Source organism: Ruegeria sp. CDSC025 (genome assembly GCF_059610805.1).
Map to the genome: position 1 here is coordinate 17,274 of NZ_JBXWOJ010000006.1, position 18,877 is coordinate 36,150.

The window sequence follows — 18,877 nt, forward strand, 5'->3', positions numbered from 1 at the left end:
CGGTTCAGTGATCACGCGCATTTCCCAAGTCACAGTTCAACTGGGAAAAAAGGCTGAATTGGTCGAATCCAGGAGGATAAAGCACTACGATCTTGTTCCCTAGGTGATCCGAACGCCCGGGACGGGAAGCCATGAAGCGGATCACTGGCTTGAAGGCGCCAATTTCCCCCTGTTGCGGCGTCATTCCACTAGCCCAAACGCTAAAACCCCTGTAGACTCGCACGTAGACCCCGAAAACGGGGCGTTGACGAGGCAGATAGTGGCGGTATCTCATGACTGAGATGGTGTATGGCGCGGTCCAAGACCAGCGCGGAGAACCGATTCTACCGAAGTGGTGGCGGACGATTGATCGTTGGACGATGTCCTGCGTACTGATCCTGTTTGTCATCGGGCTGTTGCTGGGGTTGGCCTCATCGCCGCCGCTGGCTGGTCGCAACGGGTTCGACCCGTTCCATTACGTCGAACGCCAGGCGTTGTTCGGCGGAATGGCGCTTGTTGCGATGCTGCTGACTTCGATGATGTCGCCCACACTGGTTCGACGTCTGGCGGTGTTGGGGTTTCTTGCTGCTTTTGTCGCGCTGGTCTTCCTTCCCGTCTTTGGCACAGATTTTGGCAAAGGTGCGGTGCGTTGGTATTCGCTTGGCTTTGCCTCGCTGCAGCCGTCTGAATTTCTGAAACCCGGGTTTATCGTTGTGGCGGCCTGGTTGCTGGCCGCGTCACAACAGATCAACGGCCCGCCCGGTCGGCTATGGTCTTTTGCGCTGTGCATGGCGATTGTCGCCATGTTGGTTATGCAGCCCGATTTTGGTCAGGCCTGCCTGATCCTGTTTGGCTGGGGCGTGATGTATTTCGTTGCCGGTGCGCCGATGTTGTTGCTGGTTGGTATGGCGGGGTTTGTCGTGCTAGGCGGTATGTTCGCCTATTCCAACTCGGAACATTTCGCCCGACGTATTGACGGATTTCTGAACCAAGAGGTCGATCCGACCACCCAGCTGGGCTATGCCACCAATGCGATCCGCGAGGGCGGGCTTTTCGGTGTCGGCGTGGGTGAAGGGCAGGTGAAATGGTCGCTGCCCGATGCCCATACGGATTTCATCATCGCTGTCGCGGCCGAGGAATATGGCCTGATCCTGGTGCTGATCATCATCGCGCTGTATTCCCTGATCGTCGTGCGGTCATTGCTGCGGCTGATGCGCGAGCGCGACATGTTCATCCGCCTGGCGGGCACCGGTCTGGCCTGCATGTTCGGGGTTCAGGCGATGATCAATATGGGCGTCGCCGTGCGCCTTTTGCCTGCCAAAGGCATGACTTTGCCGTTCGTTAGCTATGGTGGGTCCTCGCTGATTGCAGGTGGTATTGCAATCGGCATGCTTCTGGCGTTTACCCGCACCCGCCCACAGGGCGAACTTGGTGATATTCTACGCGGACGAGGCTGATGGGCAAACCCTACCTTCTGATTGCGGCTGGCGGGACCGGGGGCCACATGTTCCCGGCTCAGGCGCTAGCCGAGGCGATGCTGCACAGGGGCTGGCGTGTGCGCTTGTCCACCGATACGCGCGGCGCACGATATACGGGTGGCTTTCCGCATTCGACTGAAATTGTCGAGGCGTCCTCGGCAACCTTCGCTCGTGGCGGACTGGCCGCCAAACTGATGGTCGGTCCCAAGATCGCAGGTGGTGTCGCCGGTATGGCGTTTCAGATGCTGCGCGACCGACCGGACGTCGTGGTCGGCTTTGGCGGTTACCCCTCGATCCCAGCGCTGGGCGCTGCGACGATGTTGAAGATCCCGCGCATGATCCATGAGCAGAACGGCGTTTTGGGCCGCGTGAATCAGCTGTTTGCGACCCGCGTGGCGCAGGTGGCTTGTGGTGTCTGGCCGACTGATCTGCCGGACGGTGCAAAGGGCATACATACCGGCAACCCGGTTCGGGCCGCCGTGCTGGACCGGGCTGCGGCGGGCTATATCCCACCGGGCGATTACCCGATGTCGATCCTGGTGATGGGTGGCTCGCAAGGTGCGCGCATCCTTAGTCAGATTGTGCCCGAAGCGATTGCCGCGCTGCCTGATGAGATGCGCCGACATATTCGTGTCGCGCATCAGGCCCGCGACGAAGACGGCGCCCGTGTTTCCGCGTTTTATGACGACCACGGTATCCGTGCCGAAGTGAAACCGTTCTTTCAGGATGTGCCCCGTCGCATGTCTGATGCGCAGCTGGTGATATCACGCTCAGGCGCGTCAAGTGTGGCGGATATATCCGTCATCGGGCGGCCCTCGATCCTGATCCCGTATGCCGCCGCAGCGGGCGATCATCAGACCGCCAATGCACGCGGGCTGGTTCAGGCCGGAGGGGCAATCATGATCCCCGAGAACCTGCTTGACGTTCCTTCGCTGACACAGCAAATCACCGCAGTTCTGACAAACCCCGAAGCCGCGCAAAAGATGGCCCATGCCGCCTTATCGACCGGCGCACCGGACGCGACCGAGCGCTTGGTCGCCCGGGTCGAACAGTTGGCGCAGAAGGAGACCGCATGACCCCAGCAACCAAACTGCCGCAGGATGTCGGGCCGATCCATTTTGTGGGGATTGGCGGGATCGGGATGTCGGGCATTGCCGAGGTGCTTTTGAATCTAGGCTATCGTGTGCAAGGTTCGGACTTGAAGGCCTCGAAGATCACCGACCGTTTGGCGGGGCTGGGGGCCGAAATCTTCGTTGGTCAAAGCGCTGAAAACCTTGAGAACGCCGCCGTGGTTGTGGTGTCGACCGCGATCAAACCGGGCAACCCGGAGCTGGACGGTGCCCGTGCGCGCGGCCTGCCAGTGGTGCGTCGGGCCGACATGCTGGCCGAGTTGATGCGCCTGAAATCCAACATTGCCATTGCCGGAACCCACGGCAAGACCACCACCACCACGATGATGGCTGAACTGATGGTGGCAGGGGAATTTGACCCGACCGTGATCAATGGCGGTATCATTCACGCTTATGGCTCGAACGCGCGGATGGGGCAGGGCGAATGGATGGTGGTCGAGGCGGACGAATCCGACGGCTCGTTCAACCGTCTGCCTGCGACCATTGCCATTGTCACCAATATCGACCCCGAGCATATGGAACATTGGGGCGATTTCGTCCAGCTGCGCGACGGGTTCTACGAATTTGTCTCGAACCTGCCGTTTTACGGGCTTGCCGTCTGCTGCACCGACCACGCCGAAGTGCAAACACTGGTGGGTCGCATCACAGACCGGCGCGTGCGGACTTATGGTTTCAACGCGCAGGCGGATGTGCGGGCCGAGAACCTGACCTATAAGGGCGGCGTCGCACATTTCGACATTCACCTGCAATACGAAGACAAGAGGATCGAGGGTTGCACCCTGCCGATGCCCGGCGACCACAACGTCTCGAACGCATTGTCGGCCGTCGCTGTTGCCCGCCACCTGGGCATGAAAGCCGCCGAAATCCGCGAAGCGTTGGCTAATTTCGGTGGCGTCAATCGTCGCTTTACCAAAGTGGGTGAGGTCGATGGCGTCACGATCATCGACGATTACGGTCACCACCCGGTTGAAATCGCAGCGGTTCTGAAAGCCGCACGCCAGGCCACCGAAGGCCGAGTGATAGCGGTCCATCAACCCCACAGGTATTCGCGTTTGTCTAATCTGTTCGATGATTTCTGTACCTGTTTCAATGACGCCGACGTTGTTGCCATCGCCGATATTTTCGCTGCCGGAGAGGACCCGATCGAAGGGGCGTCCCGCGATGACCTGGTTCAGGGGCTGATCCGGCATGGGCATCGACATGCCCGCGCTTTGATGGACGAATCCGATCTTGAACGCCTGGTTCGTGAACAGGCCCGCCCCGGAGACATGGTTGTCTGCCTTGGTGCCGGTACGATCAGCGCCTGGGCCAATGGCCTGCCTTCGCGCTTGCAGAAATAACAGGCGATGTGACGTAATGGACTCTTTTGTGGTGCAACCCTAAAGAGTGATCGTGCAACCGCAGAAAAAGCGGTCTCGGAGGCAAGATTTGGCGTATTCGGTATTATTTGCAGGGTTGTGGGTCATAGCATCGACTATCGTGGCCATGCTACCGATGCGCCTGCAATTTCCACCGGGGATTGTGTTGGTTATCGTTGCGCCGGCGCTGATTGTCTGGCTGGGTTACGATTTCGGCTGGTTCTTTTCGGTCCTGGGCTTTGCGGCTTTTGCATCCATGTTCCGAAACCCAATTCGCCACTATTGGCAACGTTGGACAGGCCGAGGGGACGACGAATGAATTGGTCCATTGCCCTTGCCGCCCTGTGGGGAGTTGTTGCGAATGTCCTGGCGATGATCCCCAGCAAGGATAATCACTGGACCCGCGCCTATTTCTTGATTGCTGCGGGTATTCCTATCGTTGGCTATGTCACGCTGCAGAACGGTCCGTGGATCGGGTTGATTGTTCTGGTTGCTGGGATCTCGGTACTGCGTTGGCCCGTGATTTATCTGGGCCGGTGGTTGCGTCGGATCCTGGGTGCCGCGCAATAGCGGATACAGCTTGCTTTGGCGGTTCGAATCCGCGAATTAGCGGCCATGACTTCTGTTCCCTCGCCACGCGGCAAGCTCACCCAGAACCGCCCGCTGAATGATCTGACCTGGTTGCGGGTCGGAGGACCGGCGGATTACCTCTTTCAACCCGCCGACCAGGAAGACCTGCAGCAGTTTCTGCGCGACTTGCCTGACGATATCACGGTTTTCCCGATGGGCGTCGGCTCAAACCTGATCGTCCGGGACGGTGGGCTGCGCGCCGTAGTGATCCGGTTGGGCCGGGGATTTAATGGCATCTCGATTGAGGGCAACATTGTCACCGCAGGCGCGGCAGCGCTGGATGCGCATGTGGCGCGCAAGGCAGCTGATGCGGGCGTGGACCTGACGTTTTTGCGAACCATTCCGGGGTCGATTGGCGGCGCTGTGCGGATGAATGCGGGATGTTATGGCAGCTATACGGCGGATGTTCTGTGCAAGGCGACGATCATTACGCGGCAAGGGCAGGTCGTCGATCTGACGCCCGAAGAACTGAATTTTCGCTATCGTCAGTCGGATCTGCCTGAGGGTGCGGTGCTGATCTCGGCCACGTTCGAAGGCCCCCTAGATGATCCTGATGAACTGCATGCCCGCATGGACTCGCAGTTGAAAAAGCGGGATGAGACCCAGCCGACCAAAGATCGCAGCGCGGGCTCGACCTTTCGCAATCCGGCGGGATTTTCCTCAACCGGTCGCGCGGATGATGTGCATGACCTCAAGGCCTGGAAGGTGATCGACGACGCGGGAATGCGGGGCGTGATGCGGGGCGGGGCGCAGATGAGCCCCAAGCATTCCAATTTTCTGATCAACACCGGCTCTGCCACCGCTGCCGACCTCGAAGGGTTGGGCGAAGATGTGCGAAAAAAGGTTTACGAAACAAGCGGCATCACGCTAGAGTGGGAAATCATGCGGGTCGGTGATCCGCTGACAGATTAAAGCTCCGACCGTCAGACCCAAAACAGGCAAAATAGGGCGACGGATCAAAGGCATAAAGCAGGACGGACCACCACATAAGGTCCGCAGAATTTGAGGCGCACGACGTGGGTAGTTCGAGCAGGACAAACCCCAAAGTGGCGGTATTGATGGGTGGACCCTCGGCGGAACGTGAGGTGTCTCTCAGCTCTGGGCGCGAATGCGCGGCCGCCCTAAGGGGAGAAGGCTTTGAAGTGGTCGAACTGGACGCGGGTCCGGACCTCTATGTGCGCCTTTTGGATATCAAGCCGGATGTGGTCTTCAACGCTCTGCATGGTCGCTGGGGCGAGGATGGCTGCGTGCAGGGTCTGCTGGAGTGGTTGCGTATTCCCTATACTCATTCCGGTGTGCTGGCATCGGCGTTGGCCATGGACAAGCAGCGCAGCAAAGCGGCGTTCCGTATCGCGGGTCTGCCAGTCGCCGAAAGTGTGATCGAGGCCAAATCCGAAGTTGCCGCGCGTCACACGATGGAACCGCCCTATGTGGTCAAGCCCAACAACGAGGGTTCCAGCGTCGGCATTTATCTGGTGCATGAAGGCGCCAACACTCCACCGAAACTGGCAGACGACATGCCCGAACTGGTAATGGTCGAACAATATGTGGCTGGCCGCGAGTTGACCGTCACAGTCATGGGCGACCGCGCTTTGACCGTGACAGAAATCATGACGGATGGCTGGTACGATTACGATGCCAAGTACAAGCCGGGTGGGTCGTGGCATGTGCTGCCTGCTGAAATCCCGCAGGACATTTTTGACCTTTGTATGGGCTTTGCCAAACAGGCGCATGATCTGTTGGGTTGCAAAGGCGTCAGCCGCACAGATTTTCGGTGGGATGACAGCAAGGGCGCAGAGGGCTTGTTCCTTCTGGAAACCAACACCCAGCCGGGAATGACGCCGACGTCACTGGCTCCGGAACAGGGCGCGCATTGCGGGATAACCTTCGGCCAGCTTTGCGCATGGATGGTGGAGGACGCATCATGCGACCGCTGACAGCCACCCGTGCGCCGGTTATCCATCGCTCAAAGCCACTTGCTGGTCCGGATGCCGATTTCGCTTCGGGGGACCGCAACAATGTAGAACCCAAGTTCCGCCTGCGGCGACTTTGGGGGCGTAAGTCATCGGCGTTTGATCCGGCGCCGTCCCGCCTAAGCTATCGGTTACAGCGCTGGATGTTGACGCCTGGTGTTCGCCGTGGCCTGAAATACGGGCTGCCGGTCTTCGCTGTGTGTGCAGCGCTTGGCGGGTATTTCAGCTCTCAGGACCGGCGCGAAGCGATTGTGGCTCATGTCCATGATGTGAAAATCTCGATCCAGCAGCGACCAGAATTCATGGTCAACCTGATGGCGATTGATGGGGCGGGAACCAACCTTTCGGAAGACATTCGTGAAGTGGTGCCGCTGGACTTCCCAATCAGTTCCTGGGACCTGGATGTCGAACAGATGCGCGAAACGATCACAGGATTGGATCCGGTTAAATCAGCCTCTGTGCGCATCCGTCCAGGAGGTATCCTGCAGGTGGATGTTGTCGAACGGCAGCCCGCCATTGTCTGGCGTACCCGCCGAGGGGTCGAATTGCTGGATGAAACCGGCGCGCATGTTGAAATCATCGCATCGCGGCAGGATCACTCCAATTTGCCACTGATCGCGGGTGAGGGCGCGGATTCCTATGTACCCGAAGCGCTGCAACTGACGGCCACAGCCAGCAGTCTGGGCAATCGGGTGCGCGGTCTGGTGCGAATTGGCGAACGTCGCTGGGATCTAGTTCTGGATCGCGGTCAGCGCATCATGTTGCCGACGGAACGGCCAGTGCGCGCATTGGAACGCGTGTTGGCCGTGAACGAGGTTCAGGATCTTCTGGAACGCGATGTGGCCGTGGTGGATATGCGCCTGGGTCAGCGACCGACAATCCGAATGACCAAAGCCGCCAGCGAAGACTGGTGGAATACAAAAGTAGATGTGAGTAGCGGGCAGTAACGACAATGATGACCGATCTTTATCAGTCCCAACGGGCCATGCGGCAAATGCGCAGGCAGGCGATGCAACGCGGCGTTGTCGCTATTCTAGATGTCGGGAGCTCTAAGATTTCCTGCCTTGTGCTGCGGTTCGACGGCGCCGGACGTTTGCACGAGGACAGTGGCATCGGGTCTCTGGCCGGACAATCCGGGTTTCGGGTGATCGGTGCCGCGACCACGCGTTCCCGTGGTGTGCAATTTGGCGAAGTCACTGCGATGCAGGAGACCGAGCGCGCCATTCGAACCGCGCTTCAGGCCGCGCAGAAAATGGCAGATATCCGTGTCGACCATGTGATCGCCTGTTTCTCGGGGGCAAACCCGCGGTCCTATGGTTTGGATGCCCAGGTGGATCTGGAAGGTCAGCTGGTAACCGAGGCCGAAGTCGGCCGTGTTCTCAATGCCTGTGACGTACCCGACTATGGTGCCGGCCGCGAAGTCCTACATGCTCAGCCGGTGAATTTTGCGCTGGATAACCGATCGGGCTTGATCGACCCAAGGGGTCAGATGGGGCAATCGCTGGCCGTCGATATGCACATGCTGACCGTGGACGCGGTTGCAATCCAGAATATCGTGCGCTGTATCAAGCGTTGCGATCTCGAATTGGCCGGTATCGCGAATTCGGCCTATGTCTCGGGTATTTCGGCGCTGGTTGAGGATGAACAGGAACTGGGTGCCGCCTGTATCGACATGGGCGGTGGCACCACGAGCGTGTCAATATTCATGAAGAAACACATGATCTATGCCGATTGCGTGCGCATGGGTGGGGATCATGTGACCAGTGACATCTCGATGGGGCTGGGCGTTCCGGCGTCTGTTGCCGAACGGATCAAGACATTCAATGGCGGCGTTCACGCGACCGGCGCGGATGACCGCGACCTGATCGACATTGGCGGTGATACCGGCGATTGGGAACATGACCGCCGTACCGTCAGCCGGGCAGAGTTGATAGGTATCATGCGTCCACGTGTCGAAGAAATCCTGGAGGAAGTGCGTGTACGGCTGGATGCGGCTGGCTTTGAGCACATGCCCAGCCAGCAGATCGTCCTGACCGGAGGCGGCAGCCAAATCATGGGGCTGGACGGGTTGGCCTCTCGTATTCTGGGGCAGCGTGTTCGCCTTGGTCGCCCGCTGCGGGTCCATGGGTTGCCGCAATCGGCCACAGGGCCGGGGTTCTCTTCGGTTGTGGGGCTAAGCCTGTTTGCAGCCAACCCACAGGATGAATGGTGGGATTTTGAAATCCCCGTAGACACCTATTCCGCACGCCCGTTCAAGCGCGCTGTGCGGTGGTTCCGTGACAACTGGTAAAGCCGCGATCGCGGCGCTGGTCATGGCTGTGCCGTCAGCGATAGAGGCTCAGACCCGTATCACACCCGAAGCCTTCCTGGGGGCCGTTCAAGGAAAGACCGTAAAGTTTCACGTCTATGACAGCGGTATGCTGGTCGGCACCGAAGAGTTCCTGAGCCCGACTCTCTCGGTCTGGCGTATGGAGGGCAAGGGTTGTGTGTACGGGAAAATTACAACTCCTAATGGGCAGATTTGCTTTCTGTACGACGATGACGAGGATGGTCTGCCAGTTTGCTGGTGGCCGTTTTTGTATGAAGACCAGTTGATGGTGCGAATGGTCGGTTTCTCTAGGACAGAAATTCAAGAGGTCAGGGACATTTCTGAGAAGGGTCTTAACTGCCCAAGTGCCCCAATTAGCTAAAGAAATATCTTGCAGGGGCTGTCAAAATCCCGCAAGATATCCACAGGGCCCGTCAGAGGCCTTGCGAGAGGGCTTGAGCAGTTTTCCGCAGACAGAATGTGAATGAATTGCAAGTGACGCGCCCGTCAACAGTGGCGCGAGCGTCGCATGTTTTGTGGTGCTTTGAGATAATTCCGCAACATCTGGCAATCTCTGCCAAATACTGTTTCCAGGTGCCTTATTTCCTCCATATTTTGTGGATTTTCGCGATTTTTGGCGTGACGTTTGCCGTTTGGATCGGTAGGATTGTTAGTGGATAGGTAAGAAAAACACCGCGTTGGCGGGTTATATAAACAGGCGGACAGAAGCATGACATTGAATCTTTCGATGCCCGGGCACGACGAGCTGAAGCCTCGGATTACAGTTTTTGGCGTTGGCGGAGCGGGCGGTAACGCCGTCAACAACATGATTGAAAAACAGTTGGACGGTGTCGATTTTGTCGTTGCCAACACCGATGCCCAGGCGCTGCAGCAAAGCCAGTCTTCGTCACGAGTTCAACTGGGCGTGAAAGTCACCGAAGGTCTGGGTGCGGGCGCGCGTCCGACAGTGGGTGCGGCAGCGGCCGAAGAAAGCATCGAGCAGATTGTAGACCATCTGGCAGGCGCGCATATGTGCTTCATCACGGCCGGTATGGGCGGTGGCACCGGCACGGGTGCCGCACCGATCATCGCGCAGGCAGCGCGTGAATTGGGTGTTTTGACCGTCGGTGTTGTGACCAAGCCTTTCCAGTTCGAAGGCGCTAAGCGGATGCGTCAGGCCGAAGACGGTGTTGAAGCCCTGCAGCGCGTTGTCGACACGCTGATCATCATTCCAAACCAGAACCTGTTCCGTCTGGCCAACGAAAAGACCACGTTTACCGAGGCGTTTTCGATGGCGGATGACGTTCTGTATCAGGGTGTCAAAGGCGTGACCGACCTGATGGTGCGTCCGGGCCTGATCAACCTCGACTTCGCGGATGTTCGCGCCGTTATGGACGAGATGGGCAAGGCGATGATGGGCACGGGCGAAGCCACCGGCGAAGATCGCGCCGTACAGGCCGCCGAGAAGGCCATCGCCAACCCGCTGTTGGACGAAATCAGCCTCAAGGGCGCCAAGGGCGTTCTGATCAACATCACTGGCAGCCACGACCTGACCCTGTTCGAACTGGACGAAGCCGCAAACCGTATCCGTGAGGAAGTGGACCCAGAGGCGAATATCATCGTCGGCTCCACGCTGGATACCGCAATGGAAGGCGGCATGCGCGTTTCGGTTGTGGCAACAGGTATCGACGCCAGCGAAAAGCAGGATGATGTGCCTGTCGCGCGTCGTTCGATGTCGGCACCGCTGACCCGTTCGGTTTCTGCAGAGGAAGCGGCCCTGGAAGAAATGTCAGTGGCGGCAAGCGCCGAACCTGAACCTCAGCCCGAGCCAACGCGTGAACCTTCGCTGTTTGAGGCAACTGAAGAGCCGATGGAACCGCAGTTCCAACCGCGTGCAGAACAGGATGATGACGGCCTGCCACCCCCGGCCTATCAGCCGCGCGTGGCCGAATTCGAGCCGACTCCCGAGCCGGTCGAATACGCCCCCGAAAGCTTTGTCGCACCTCAGCCGCAAGCACCCGCAGGATCGCCATCACCCGAAGCTCTGAGGCGCTTGCAGGCAGCCGTCCAGAATGTACCTCCGGCTGAAAGAGGTCATCCTGCGCCTCGACCGCAGGAGGTCTCCGATAATCATGGGGATGCCGACCGCCCGCGATTTGGTTTTAACCGCCTGATTGATCGCATGACCGGCCACGCAGCCGATACTCCGGCGCAGCAACCGGCCCGCCAGCAGCCGGTATTGCGCCAATCTGACGCTACGGCACCTGCACATGTCGAGGACGACCCGGAGCAGGATCGGATCGAAATACCGGCCTTCCTTCGCCGTCAAGCCAACTGATCGCGGTAACAATATACTAAAGAGGGGCTGCCATTTGGCGGCCCTTTCTTATTTTAAAACAGTGCATTATCCCTATGTGAGCAGGGTTTTGCCGACCTGTCACATTCATGTTTCATTCGGTTGCAAAGAGTGAGTTGAGCCTTTTGACCTGCTTCCTTAGTTGAATGCCAACACGGCCATCACAGGTCGGACGCCACTCACCGAGGTCACACTTGCAACATACGCTCAAATCTCCGATCACGTTTACAGGCCTGGGGCTGCACAGCGGTAAGCCTGCGACGATGATCCTGAAGCCGGCTGCTGCTGGCCACGGCATCTGGTTCAAACGGACGGATATCGAGCTGGGCAATGCGTTGATCCCTGCAATCTACGATGTGGTCGATCGTACCCCGCTTTGTACCCGACTGGTCAATGAAGCGGGCGTTACGGTTTCCACCGTCGAGCATATCATGGCAGCTTTGGCTGGATGCGGTGTCCACAATGCGCTGATCGAGATTGATGGCCCCGAGGTGCCGATCATGGACGGGTCTTCGATTGAATTCGTTCGTGGCATCATGTTGAAAGGCGTGCGTCGTCAGGCAAGCCCGGTCCTGGCCTATGAGGTTCTTAAACCTGTGACCGCAACCCGTGAGGGTGCCAGTGCTTCGATTGCGCCTGCGGACGGTTTGATTATCGATTTTCATATCGATTTTGAAGACAGCGCCATTGGTCGTCAGACTAAGACGCTGGATATGTGCAATGGCTCTTTTGCACGCGAGCTTAGTGATTGCCGGACATTCTGCCGTCGTACCGACGTCGAAGCGATGCGCGAGAACGGCTTGGCTCTTGGCGGCACGCTTGAAAATGCTGTGGTCGTTCAGGGCGACGAAGTTCTGACCCCGGGTGGCCTTCGCCACGCAGACGAGGCGGTGCGTCACAAGATGCTAGATGCTCTGGGTGACTTGTATTTGGCGGGTGGACCGATTCTGGGTCATTTCACCGGCGACAAGTCTGGTCATGCGATGACAAACACGCTGCTGCGCAAGCTGTTTGAAACGCCCGGTGCTGTGCGTCCGATCCTGTGTACCCCCGAACAGGCCGCGCGTCTGCCCGGACAGGGTCTGGTCTGGGACGAAATCCCCGAAGTCGCCTGATTGGTTCCACTCTGCTGACAAATCCGCCAAAGGGCCTACTAAGGCGTTTTGCACTGGAATTTTATGTGCTAGACCAAGGCCCAAACCGGGGTATTCCCATTAAGCAAGACGACAAGGATTGGCGGAATGATAGGCACCAAAGCGGCGGTCAGATTCGCAGGGGCGGTACTTCTGACAGCAGTTTTGACAGCGTGCAACAGCGGGGGCGCTGACCGCAATCAGAACCTAGAAGGGTTCACCCCCGAACAGATTTTCACGCGTGGGGAATTTGAGCTGTCGGAGAATCGTTCCGACGATGCAGCGTGGTACTTCTCCGAGGTTGAACGTCTTTACCCTTACTCTGACTGGGCAAAGCGCGCGCTGATCATGCAGGCGTTTTCATACCATGCAGATGAGAATTACGAAGAAAGCCGTGCAGCAGCACAGCGCTATATAGATTTCTATCCAACTGACGAAGATGCGGCCTATGCCCAATATCTGTTGGCACTCAGCTATTATGACCAGATTGACGAGGTGGGCCGCGATCAGGGCCTGACGTTCCAGGCGCTTCAGTCATTGCGCACGGTGATCGAAGTCTATCCGGACAGCGAATATGCCACCTCCGCCGTGTTGAAATTCGATCTGGCCTTTGACCATCTGGCTGGCAAAGAAATGGAGATAGGACGTTATTATCTGCGTCAGGATCACTATACTGCCGCGATCAACCGGTTCCGCGTTGTGGTAGAGGATTTTCAGACAACTTCGCATACCGCTGAAGCGCTCTATCGCCTGATCGAGGCCTATCTCTCGTTGGGTCTGGTGGATGAGGCGCAATCGGCCGGTGCAATTCTGGGTTACAACTACCAATCCTCAGAATGGTATGACGCTGGCTATAAGCTGCTGACCTCTCGCGGGCTGAAACTCAAAAGCCGCGGCAACAACTGGCTCAGCACGATTTATCGCCAGACCGTCAAAGGTCAGTGGTTGTAATCGCCATGGCTAAAGGCGTGGGACGCTGAGACCCGATGCTGCGCGCCCTTGATATCCGCGATATGCTGATCATCGACCGGTTGGAACTGACGTTCCAGCCGGGATTGAACGCGTTGACCGGCGAGACCGGCGCGGGCAAGTCGATCCTACTGGATTCGCTTGGGTTCGTTCTGGGCTGGCGCGGGCGGGCCGAGCTGGTGCGTCAGGGGGCCGCTCAGGGTGAAGTTGTGGCCGAGTTCGAGCTGCACGAAAACCACCCCGCACATGCGATTTTGGCCGAAGCCGGATTGCCCGGAGGTGAAGAGCTGATCTTGCGCCGCGTGAACACAGCCGAGGGCCGGAAAACCGCGTGGGTCAATGACCGGCGTTGCTCGGGCGAGGTGCTGCGGGCCTTGTCGGAAACCCTGGTGGAACTGCATGGCCAGCACGATGATCGCGGCCTGCTGAACCCACGTGGCCACCGCGCGATGCTGGATGATTTTGCCGGGGCAGGGGGGCAACTGGCCACTGTGCGCTCTGCATGGTCCGAGATGTCGCGTGCGCGCAAGCTTTTGTCTGAGGTCGAATCTGCCTTGGCTGCCATGCGGGCAGAGGAAGAATTTCTGCGCCATGCGGTCACTGAGCTTGATAAGCTTGATCCGCAGCCCGGCGAGGATGCCGAACTGGATGCAAGGCGCCGCATGATGCAGGGGGCAGAGCGGATTCGCGATGACGTCGCCCGTGCCTATGACTTGCTTGGCAGTGATGGGGCTGAGGGCGCGATGTCTGATGCTCTGCGCTGGCTGGAAGGCGTGTCCGATAATGCAGGCGGGCAGTTGGAAGAGCCTGTTGCCGCACTGGGGCGTGCACTGGTCGAATTGGGCGAGGCGCAAGATGGCGTTAATGCCAGTCTTCAGGCGCTGGACTTCAATCCGGTTGAACTGGAAGCAGTCGAGGAACGGCTTTTCGCCATTCGTGCGTTGGCCCGAAAGCATGACGTTGCCCCGGACGACTTGGGCGGGTTCGCGGAGACTTTGCGTGAGCGGCTGAACCGTTTGGATGCTGGTGACGCTGATCTGGCCGACAGGCGCGTTGCGGTTGAGACTGCGCAGGCAGTTTATCACAAGGCTGCGGAGGCACTCAGCAGCCTGCGCCAACGGGCAGCGGGTGAACTTGACACCGCTGTGATGGCCGAGCTTGCACCGCTGAAAATGGAACGCGCTGTGTTCCAGACCGAGATCACCCCGTCCGATCCCGGCCCCGAAGGTGCGGATGCTGTGGCGTTCTCCGTTGCCACCAACCCCGGTGCACCGTCTGGACCGTTAAACAAAATCGCCTCGGGCGGTGAACTGAGCCGCTTCTTGCTGGCGCTCAAGGTCTGTCTGACCGGCGATGACAGCGCGCGCACGATGATCTTTGATGAGATCGACAGGGGTGTTGGCGGCGCGACCGCGGATGCTGTTGGCAGGCGTCTGGCTGCGCTCGCGCAGGGGGGGCAGGTGTTGGTTGTGACGCATTCGCCGCAGGTCGCCGCCCGTGCCGCCTATCACTGGCGTGTTCAGAAACATGTGACCGACGGGCAAACCCTGTCGACCGTGGTTCCATTGGCCCAAGCCGACCGGGTGGACGAAATTGCCAGGATGGTCGCCGGTGACACGATCACGGACGAAGCGCGTGCCGCTGCCCGTGCTCTTCTGGACGCATAGGCCCTCACAGACGCGCGATCCGGCTTTTATCCGTGCCCTCCGTGGCTTAGTAAGGGGTGTATCCTGATCCCCCGAGGGCAAATGACCCAGTCAACCCGCACCGTTCTGCGCAACCAGCTCAATCAGGCTCTGGCCGCGATGAAGGACGCGTGGCGGGTGATGCGCAGGCGCGGGCCCAGCCAAATTCAGTTCTGGTTCATCGCGCTGGCGATTGGGATTGCCGCAGGCTTTATGGCATTGGGATTTCGTAAGGCAATTCAGGCATTGCAGGCCTATGTCTACGACACCGGGGATATCTCGTTACTGCACAGCCATGTGGAAAAGCTGCCGTGGTTCCTGATCCTGATCACACCGATCATCGGCGGTCTTATCGTTGGCATCATCCTGCACCGGTATACCGATGACGGGCGCGTGCGTTCAGTTGCCGATGTAATCGAAGGCGCTGCCCTCACCGATGGTCGGGTCGAAGGCAAGGCGGGTATCGCGTCTTTTTTCTCCTCGCTGATTACGCTGAGCACAGGTGGATCTACGGGTCGAGAAGGGCCGGTTGTGCATATGGCAGGCGTGATCTCGACCTGGGTCAGTAATCGTATCCATGCCGACGGAATTACCGGGCGTGATTTGCTGGGATGTGCGGTGGCGGCTGCAGTTTCGGCCAGTTTCAACTCACCCATTGCCGGTGCTTTGTTCGCGCTTGAGGTGGTGCTGCGCCATTTCGCGGTGCATGCTTTTGCGCCCATCGTTATCGCTTCGGTCGCCGGGACGGTGATTAACCGGCTGGAATACGGCGACGTGACCGAATTCACGCTAGATACGCCCGGATCCCTGCAATTCTATGTCGAGCTGCCCGCGTTTCTGATCCTTGGGTTGATCTGCGGGTTGGTGGCCTTGCTTCTGATGCGGTCGATCTTCTTTGCAGAAGATATTGGCAATCACATTCAAAGCCGGCTGTCCTTGCCCGGATGGCTGCGTCCTGCTGTATCAGGCGCAATGTTGGGACTGATCGCGATCTGGTTTCCCCACATCATCGGCGTTGGATACGAAACCACGATCCGGGCTCTGGCCGGAGATTTGGTTCTGACAACCGCCATCCTGTTCGCAATCATCAAAACTGTGGCTGTTGCGATCACGATGGGGGGACGTATGGGTGGCGGTGTGTTTTCACCCTCGCTGATGATAGGTGCGTTGACCGGGTTGGCATTCGGGTTGATTGCAACGGGTTTGCTGCCCGATGTATCGGGGACCCATACCCTTTATGCATTTGCCGGGATGGGAGCGGTTGCCGCTGCCGTGCTTGGTGCCCCGATTTCGACCACGATGATTGTCTTTGAACTGACCGGAGATTGGCAGATCGGTCTGGCGGTGATGGTGTCGGTTTCAATGTCCACGGCGCTGGCTTCGCGCCTCGTGGATCGATCCTTCTTCCTGACCCAACTGGAACGGCGCAATGTGCATCTGGCCGCGGGGCCACAGGCCTATCTTCTGGCGATGTTGCGCGCAGGCGCAGTGATGAGACCGCTTGGCGATGCACGTTCAATCACCCGGGAAGAAGCACAGGTTTTGATTGATCAGGGTCTTTTTGTTCAAGCAAGCGCTACGCTTGAGGCGGCGATGCCGTTCTTCGACCGAGACGAAATCCTCTGCATACCGGTGGTGGTGAGCGGTGATGACGGAGCTGAGACGCCAGTCGGTACGCTCTACCATATTGATGCGCTAAAGGCCTATAACCGCGCGTTGGCAGCTACGGCTGCAGAAGAACATTCATAACAGAGGCCCCTGTAACATTGGTCTTTGTCCATCTTGTTCCTTGATACAGGCGAGGCATTGAAGCGATACGATCTTTGGATCTGCACTTGCCGGGCGTGGCCAGTCGAAATCCAGAGGCTCATGTGTTCGATCTGACAAGCTGTGCAGAACTGAGCTTTCTAGCTGAAAAACATTAGGCCTTGGAGCGCTGGTGAAGGACTAACTTTACCTCACTGACGCTCTGGAATTTGTGGAACGACGCGCAACTTTGAGCCGCCGACAGCTTCCCAGAATCTTTTCGAGCCAGCGGGTCATGCAATATTGGCGGTAACATCGAGAAATTCTGATCTATTGCGGACTTTTGTCGGTATCTGGTCAAAGAACGGCAGAGCGGCGCAGCCCAATTCAGCGCCGGCTGCGCCAATGTCTGATTTTGGAAGTTAGATTCAATTTCCGCAGAATCCGGTTTGCACACTCTTTGTCTGTCATCGCGCTCTGAGGGCAACAATCCGAGCTAGTGATGAACTTTGCGCCAACACCGCACCTTACGATCTGTTGGCATTCGCAGCTGGAAGGAGGCCATCCGGGCGCAACAGCAGCAGCAAGATGACTGAGGCCAGAACCATTGCATCCCGGTATGGGGCCAGACTGTCTGGCAGGAAAGCCTGTAGCAGAACCTCCAGCCCGCCGACGATGAACCCACCAAGGACAGCGCCGCCCAAGCTGCCCAAACCCCCAAGTACGGTCGCAATGAAGGCCTTGAGAACGGGGAAAAATCCCATCAGTGGATCCACTGACCCGCGTTGTGCCGTCCAGATGACAGCGGCAATACCCGCAAGTAGCCCTGACAGGGCAAAAGCCACAGCAACGACCCGGTTGGCCTTGATACCCAGCAGTTTGAGCATCTCGATATCTTCGGCAGCGGCGCGCATGGCCATGCCAATCGTTGTGCGCCGCAACACGAATGTCAGGCCTGCAAGGGCTGAAAATGTTACGATGATTGATACGGTCGGGATAATGCCAAATGTCGTCTGGCCGATATGATACGTGCCAGACCATGACGCTGGAAAAGAGATCGGGACGGGTCTGGCGGAAATTCCGTTCTGGAACAGAACTTTGAGGATCTCGGATACCGCGAAAGATGTGATCAAAAGTGCAACGACATCCGCGCCGCGCATGGCGCGAAACGCTGTACGCTCCATTGCCATGGCCATGAACACAGAAGCGCCAAGCCCGACAACAAGAGCGGCGATCGGCGGCAGGCCAAAGCTCATGGCCAGAAAGATGCCATAGCCCCCAAAAGTCATGATTTCGCCATGCGCGAAATTGATCAACCGCACAATAGAGAACACAATCGCCAGCCCCAGGGCCAGCATCGCATAAATTCCCCCAAGGCTAAGCGCGTTGATCATTTGTTGAAGAAGAACTTCCATCGCTCAAGCCGCCAGATATGCGGATTGCAAGACCGCGTCATTTGCTAGTTCCGATGGTGCACCGGCAGCGGCAACAGCGCCATTCGCCAGCACCACGGCATGATCGGCAATGTCCAGGGCAAGAGCCGCGTTTTGCTCGACCAGAAGCACTGAAATACCGTCGGCTTTCAATTCTTCTACGATGTCGAAAATCTGATCCACGACCTGCGGCGCAAGACCAAGCGACGGTTCGTCCAGCAACAGCAAGCGCGGTCCGCTCATCAAGGCACGTCCCACCGCCAGCATCTGTTGTTCGCCCCCCGACAAAAGCCCCGCCATCTGACGGCGGCGTTCGCCCAGGATCGGGAAACGCTCTTTCATCTCGGCCAAACGTTTGGCGCTGAGCTTCTCGTCGCCCAGAATTGATCCGGCCAGCAAAAGATTTTCTTCGACCGTCAGCTGCGCAAACACGCGGCGTCCTTCCGGTGAGATGGCCACACCCGCCCGCACAATGGCGTCGGGTTTGGCCCCTGTCATATCCTTGCCAAAAAGGGAAACAGCGCCCGATACCACGGGCAAAGCACCTGCGATGGCCATGACCGTCGTTGTCTTGCCTGCGCCATTGGCCCCTAAAAGCGCCGTTATGCCGCCTTTGGGGACGATCAGGTCAATGCCCTGAACCGCGCGGATTGGGCCATAGCGGACGTGCAAGCCTTGGATATCGAGTGCTGTTTCCAT

At 58.3% G+C, this 18,877-nt stretch carries 17 protein-coding genes; 15 read left to right on the forward strand and 2 right to left on the reverse strand.

Going from position 1 to position 18,877, the window contains the following annotated elements:
- Positions 1 to 272 precede the first annotated feature (272 nt).
- The 15 genes from ftsW (at position 273) to AC2FH8_RS10500 (ending at position 16,748) form a co-directional block, all read left to right on the forward strand.
- Positions 273 to 1,436, forward strand: coding sequence for a putative lipid II flippase FtsW (ftsW, locus tag AC2FH8_RS10430; RefSeq protein WP_496689711.1), 1,164 nt, complete (start codon positions 273 to 275; stop codon positions 1,434 to 1,436).
- Positions 1,436 to 2,533 (forward strand): UDP-N-acetylglucosamine--N-acetylmuramyl-(pentapeptide) pyrophosphoryl-undecaprenol N-acetylglucosamine transferase, encoded by a 1,098-nt coding sequence (locus AC2FH8_RS10435; RefSeq protein WP_496689712.1) that lies wholly within the window; start codon positions 1,436 to 1,438, stop codon positions 2,531 to 2,533. Before ftsW ends, AC2FH8_RS10435 begins: the two co-directional genes overlap by 1 nt.
- Entirely contained in the window at positions 2,530 to 3,927 is a 1,398-nt protein-coding gene (murC, locus tag AC2FH8_RS10440; RefSeq protein ID WP_496689713.1) for a UDP-N-acetylmuramate--L-alanine ligase, read from the forward strand. The genes AC2FH8_RS10435 and murC overlap by 4 nt, the downstream gene beginning before the upstream one ends.
- A 52-nt stretch (positions 3,928 to 3,979) precedes the next feature.
- The gene (locus AC2FH8_RS10445; protein ID WP_496689714.1) at positions 3,980 to 4,264 is read left to right on the forward strand and encodes a DUF2484 family protein; all 285 of its coding nucleotides are present in this window, start codon (positions 3,980 to 3,982) and stop codon (positions 4,262 to 4,264) included.
- Positions 4,261 to 4,515, forward strand: a complete 255-nt coding sequence (locus AC2FH8_RS10450) for a DUF2484 family protein (RefSeq protein ID WP_142635031.1) — start codon at positions 4,261 to 4,263, stop codon at positions 4,513 to 4,515. The genes AC2FH8_RS10445 and AC2FH8_RS10450 overlap by 4 nt, the downstream gene beginning before the upstream one ends.
- 45 nt (positions 4,516 to 4,560) lie before the next feature.
- Positions 4,561 to 5,487 carry a UDP-N-acetylmuramate dehydrogenase gene (gene murB / locus AC2FH8_RS10455; protein ID WP_142635030.1) on the forward strand — a complete coding sequence of 309 codons (927 nt, stop codon included), beginning with the start codon at positions 4,561 to 4,563 and terminating at the stop codon, positions 5,485 to 5,487.
- A gap of 104 nt (positions 5,488 to 5,591) precedes the next feature.
- Positions 5,592 to 6,512 (forward strand): D-alanine--D-alanine ligase, encoded by a 921-nt coding sequence (locus tag AC2FH8_RS10460; protein WP_496689715.1) that lies wholly within the window; start codon positions 5,592 to 5,594, stop codon positions 6,510 to 6,512.
- A complete protein-coding gene (locus tag AC2FH8_RS10465; protein ID WP_142635027.1) occupies positions 6,500 to 7,495 on the forward strand; it encodes a cell division protein FtsQ/DivIB in 996 nt (331 codons plus the stop codon). The genes AC2FH8_RS10460 and AC2FH8_RS10465 overlap by 13 nt, the downstream gene beginning before the upstream one ends.
- A gap of 8 nt (positions 7,496 to 7,503) precedes the next feature.
- The gene (gene ftsA / locus AC2FH8_RS10470; RefSeq protein ID WP_281972769.1) at positions 7,504 to 8,838 is read left to right on the forward strand and encodes a cell division protein FtsA; all 1,335 of its coding nucleotides are present in this window, start codon (positions 7,504 to 7,506) and stop codon (positions 8,836 to 8,838) included.
- The gene (locus AC2FH8_RS10475) at positions 8,825 to 9,238 is read left to right on the forward strand and encodes a hypothetical protein (RefSeq protein ID WP_271950279.1); all 414 of its coding nucleotides are present in this window, start codon (positions 8,825 to 8,827) and stop codon (positions 9,236 to 9,238) included. Before ftsA ends, AC2FH8_RS10475 begins: the two co-directional genes overlap by 14 nt.
- 348 nt (positions 9,239 to 9,586) lie before the next feature.
- On the forward strand, positions 9,587 to 11,194 hold the full coding sequence (gene ftsZ / locus AC2FH8_RS10480; RefSeq protein WP_496677586.1) for a cell division protein FtsZ: 1,608 nt from the start codon (positions 9,587 to 9,589) through the stop codon (positions 11,192 to 11,194).
- A gap of 212 nt (positions 11,195 to 11,406) precedes the next feature.
- A complete protein-coding gene (lpxC, locus tag AC2FH8_RS10485) occupies positions 11,407 to 12,327 on the forward strand; it encodes a UDP-3-O-acyl-N-acetylglucosamine deacetylase (RefSeq protein ID WP_185956629.1) in 921 nt (306 codons plus the stop codon).
- Positions 12,328 to 12,453: 126 nt separating this feature from the next.
- The gene (locus AC2FH8_RS10490; RefSeq protein ID WP_142635022.1) at positions 12,454 to 13,296 is read left to right on the forward strand and encodes an outer membrane protein assembly factor BamD; all 843 of its coding nucleotides are present in this window, start codon (positions 12,454 to 12,456) and stop codon (positions 13,294 to 13,296) included.
- A 35-nt stretch (positions 13,297 to 13,331) separates the two neighbouring features.
- Entirely contained in the window at positions 13,332 to 14,981 is a 1,650-nt protein-coding gene (recN, locus tag AC2FH8_RS10495; RefSeq protein WP_496689716.1) for a DNA repair protein RecN, read from the forward strand.
- A gap of 81 nt (positions 14,982 to 15,062) precedes the next feature.
- A complete protein-coding gene (locus tag AC2FH8_RS10500; protein WP_281972772.1) occupies positions 15,063 to 16,748 on the forward strand; it encodes a chloride channel protein in 1,686 nt (561 codons plus the stop codon).
- 524 nt (positions 16,749 to 17,272) lie between these two features.
- Here the strand turns inward: AC2FH8_RS10500 and AC2FH8_RS10505 are convergent.
- Entirely contained in the window at positions 17,273 to 18,160 is an 888-nt protein-coding gene (locus tag AC2FH8_RS10505; protein WP_142635016.1) for a branched-chain amino acid ABC transporter permease, read from the reverse strand.
- Positions 18,161 to 18,163: 3 nt separating this feature from the next.
- Complete coding sequence (locus tag AC2FH8_RS10510; RefSeq protein ID WP_142635014.1) at positions 18,164 to 18,877, reverse strand: ABC transporter ATP-binding protein; 714 nt, start codon at positions 18,875 to 18,877, stop codon at positions 18,164 to 18,166.

Coding starts and splice junctions, on each gene's coding strand:
- ftsW (WP_496689711.1), top strand. CDS start 273: ATGACTGAGATGGTGTATGGCGCGGTCCAAGACCAGCGCGGAGAACCG.
- AC2FH8_RS10435 (WP_496689712.1), top strand. CDS start 1,436: ATGGGCAAACCCTACCTTCTGATTGCGGCTGGCGGGACCGGGGGCCAC.
- murC (WP_496689713.1), top strand. CDS start 2,530: ATGACCCCAGCAACCAAACTGCCGCAGGATGTCGGGCCGATCCATTTT.
- AC2FH8_RS10450 (WP_142635031.1), top strand. CDS start 4,261: ATGAATTGGTCCATTGCCCTTGCCGCCCTGTGGGGAGTTGTTGCGAAT.
- murB (WP_142635030.1), top strand. CDS start 4,561: ATGACTTCTGTTCCCTCGCCACGCGGCAAGCTCACCCAGAACCGCCCG.
- AC2FH8_RS10465 (WP_142635027.1), top strand. CDS start 6,500: ATGCGACCGCTGACAGCCACCCGTGCGCCGGTTATCCATCGCTCAAAG.
- ftsA (WP_281972769.1), top strand. CDS start 7,504: ATGACCGATCTTTATCAGTCCCAACGGGCCATGCGGCAAATGCGCAGG.
- ftsZ (WP_496677586.1), top strand. CDS start 9,587: ATGACATTGAATCTTTCGATGCCCGGGCACGACGAGCTGAAGCCTCGG.
- AC2FH8_RS10490 (WP_142635022.1), top strand. CDS start 12,454: ATGATAGGCACCAAAGCGGCGGTCAGATTCGCAGGGGCGGTACTTCTG.
- recN (WP_496689716.1), top strand. CDS start 13,332: ATGCTGCGCGCCCTTGATATCCGCGATATGCTGATCATCGACCGGTTG.
- AC2FH8_RS10500 (WP_281972772.1), top strand. CDS start 15,063: ATGACCCAGTCAACCCGCACCGTTCTGCGCAACCAGCTCAATCAGGCT.
- AC2FH8_RS10505 (WP_142635016.1), bottom strand. CDS start 18,160: ATGGAAGTTCTTCTTCAACAAATGATCAACGCGCTTAGCCTTGGGGGA.
- AC2FH8_RS10510 (WP_142635014.1), bottom strand. CDS start 18,877: ATGGAAACAGCACTCGATATCCAAGGCTTGCACGTCCGCTATGGCCCA.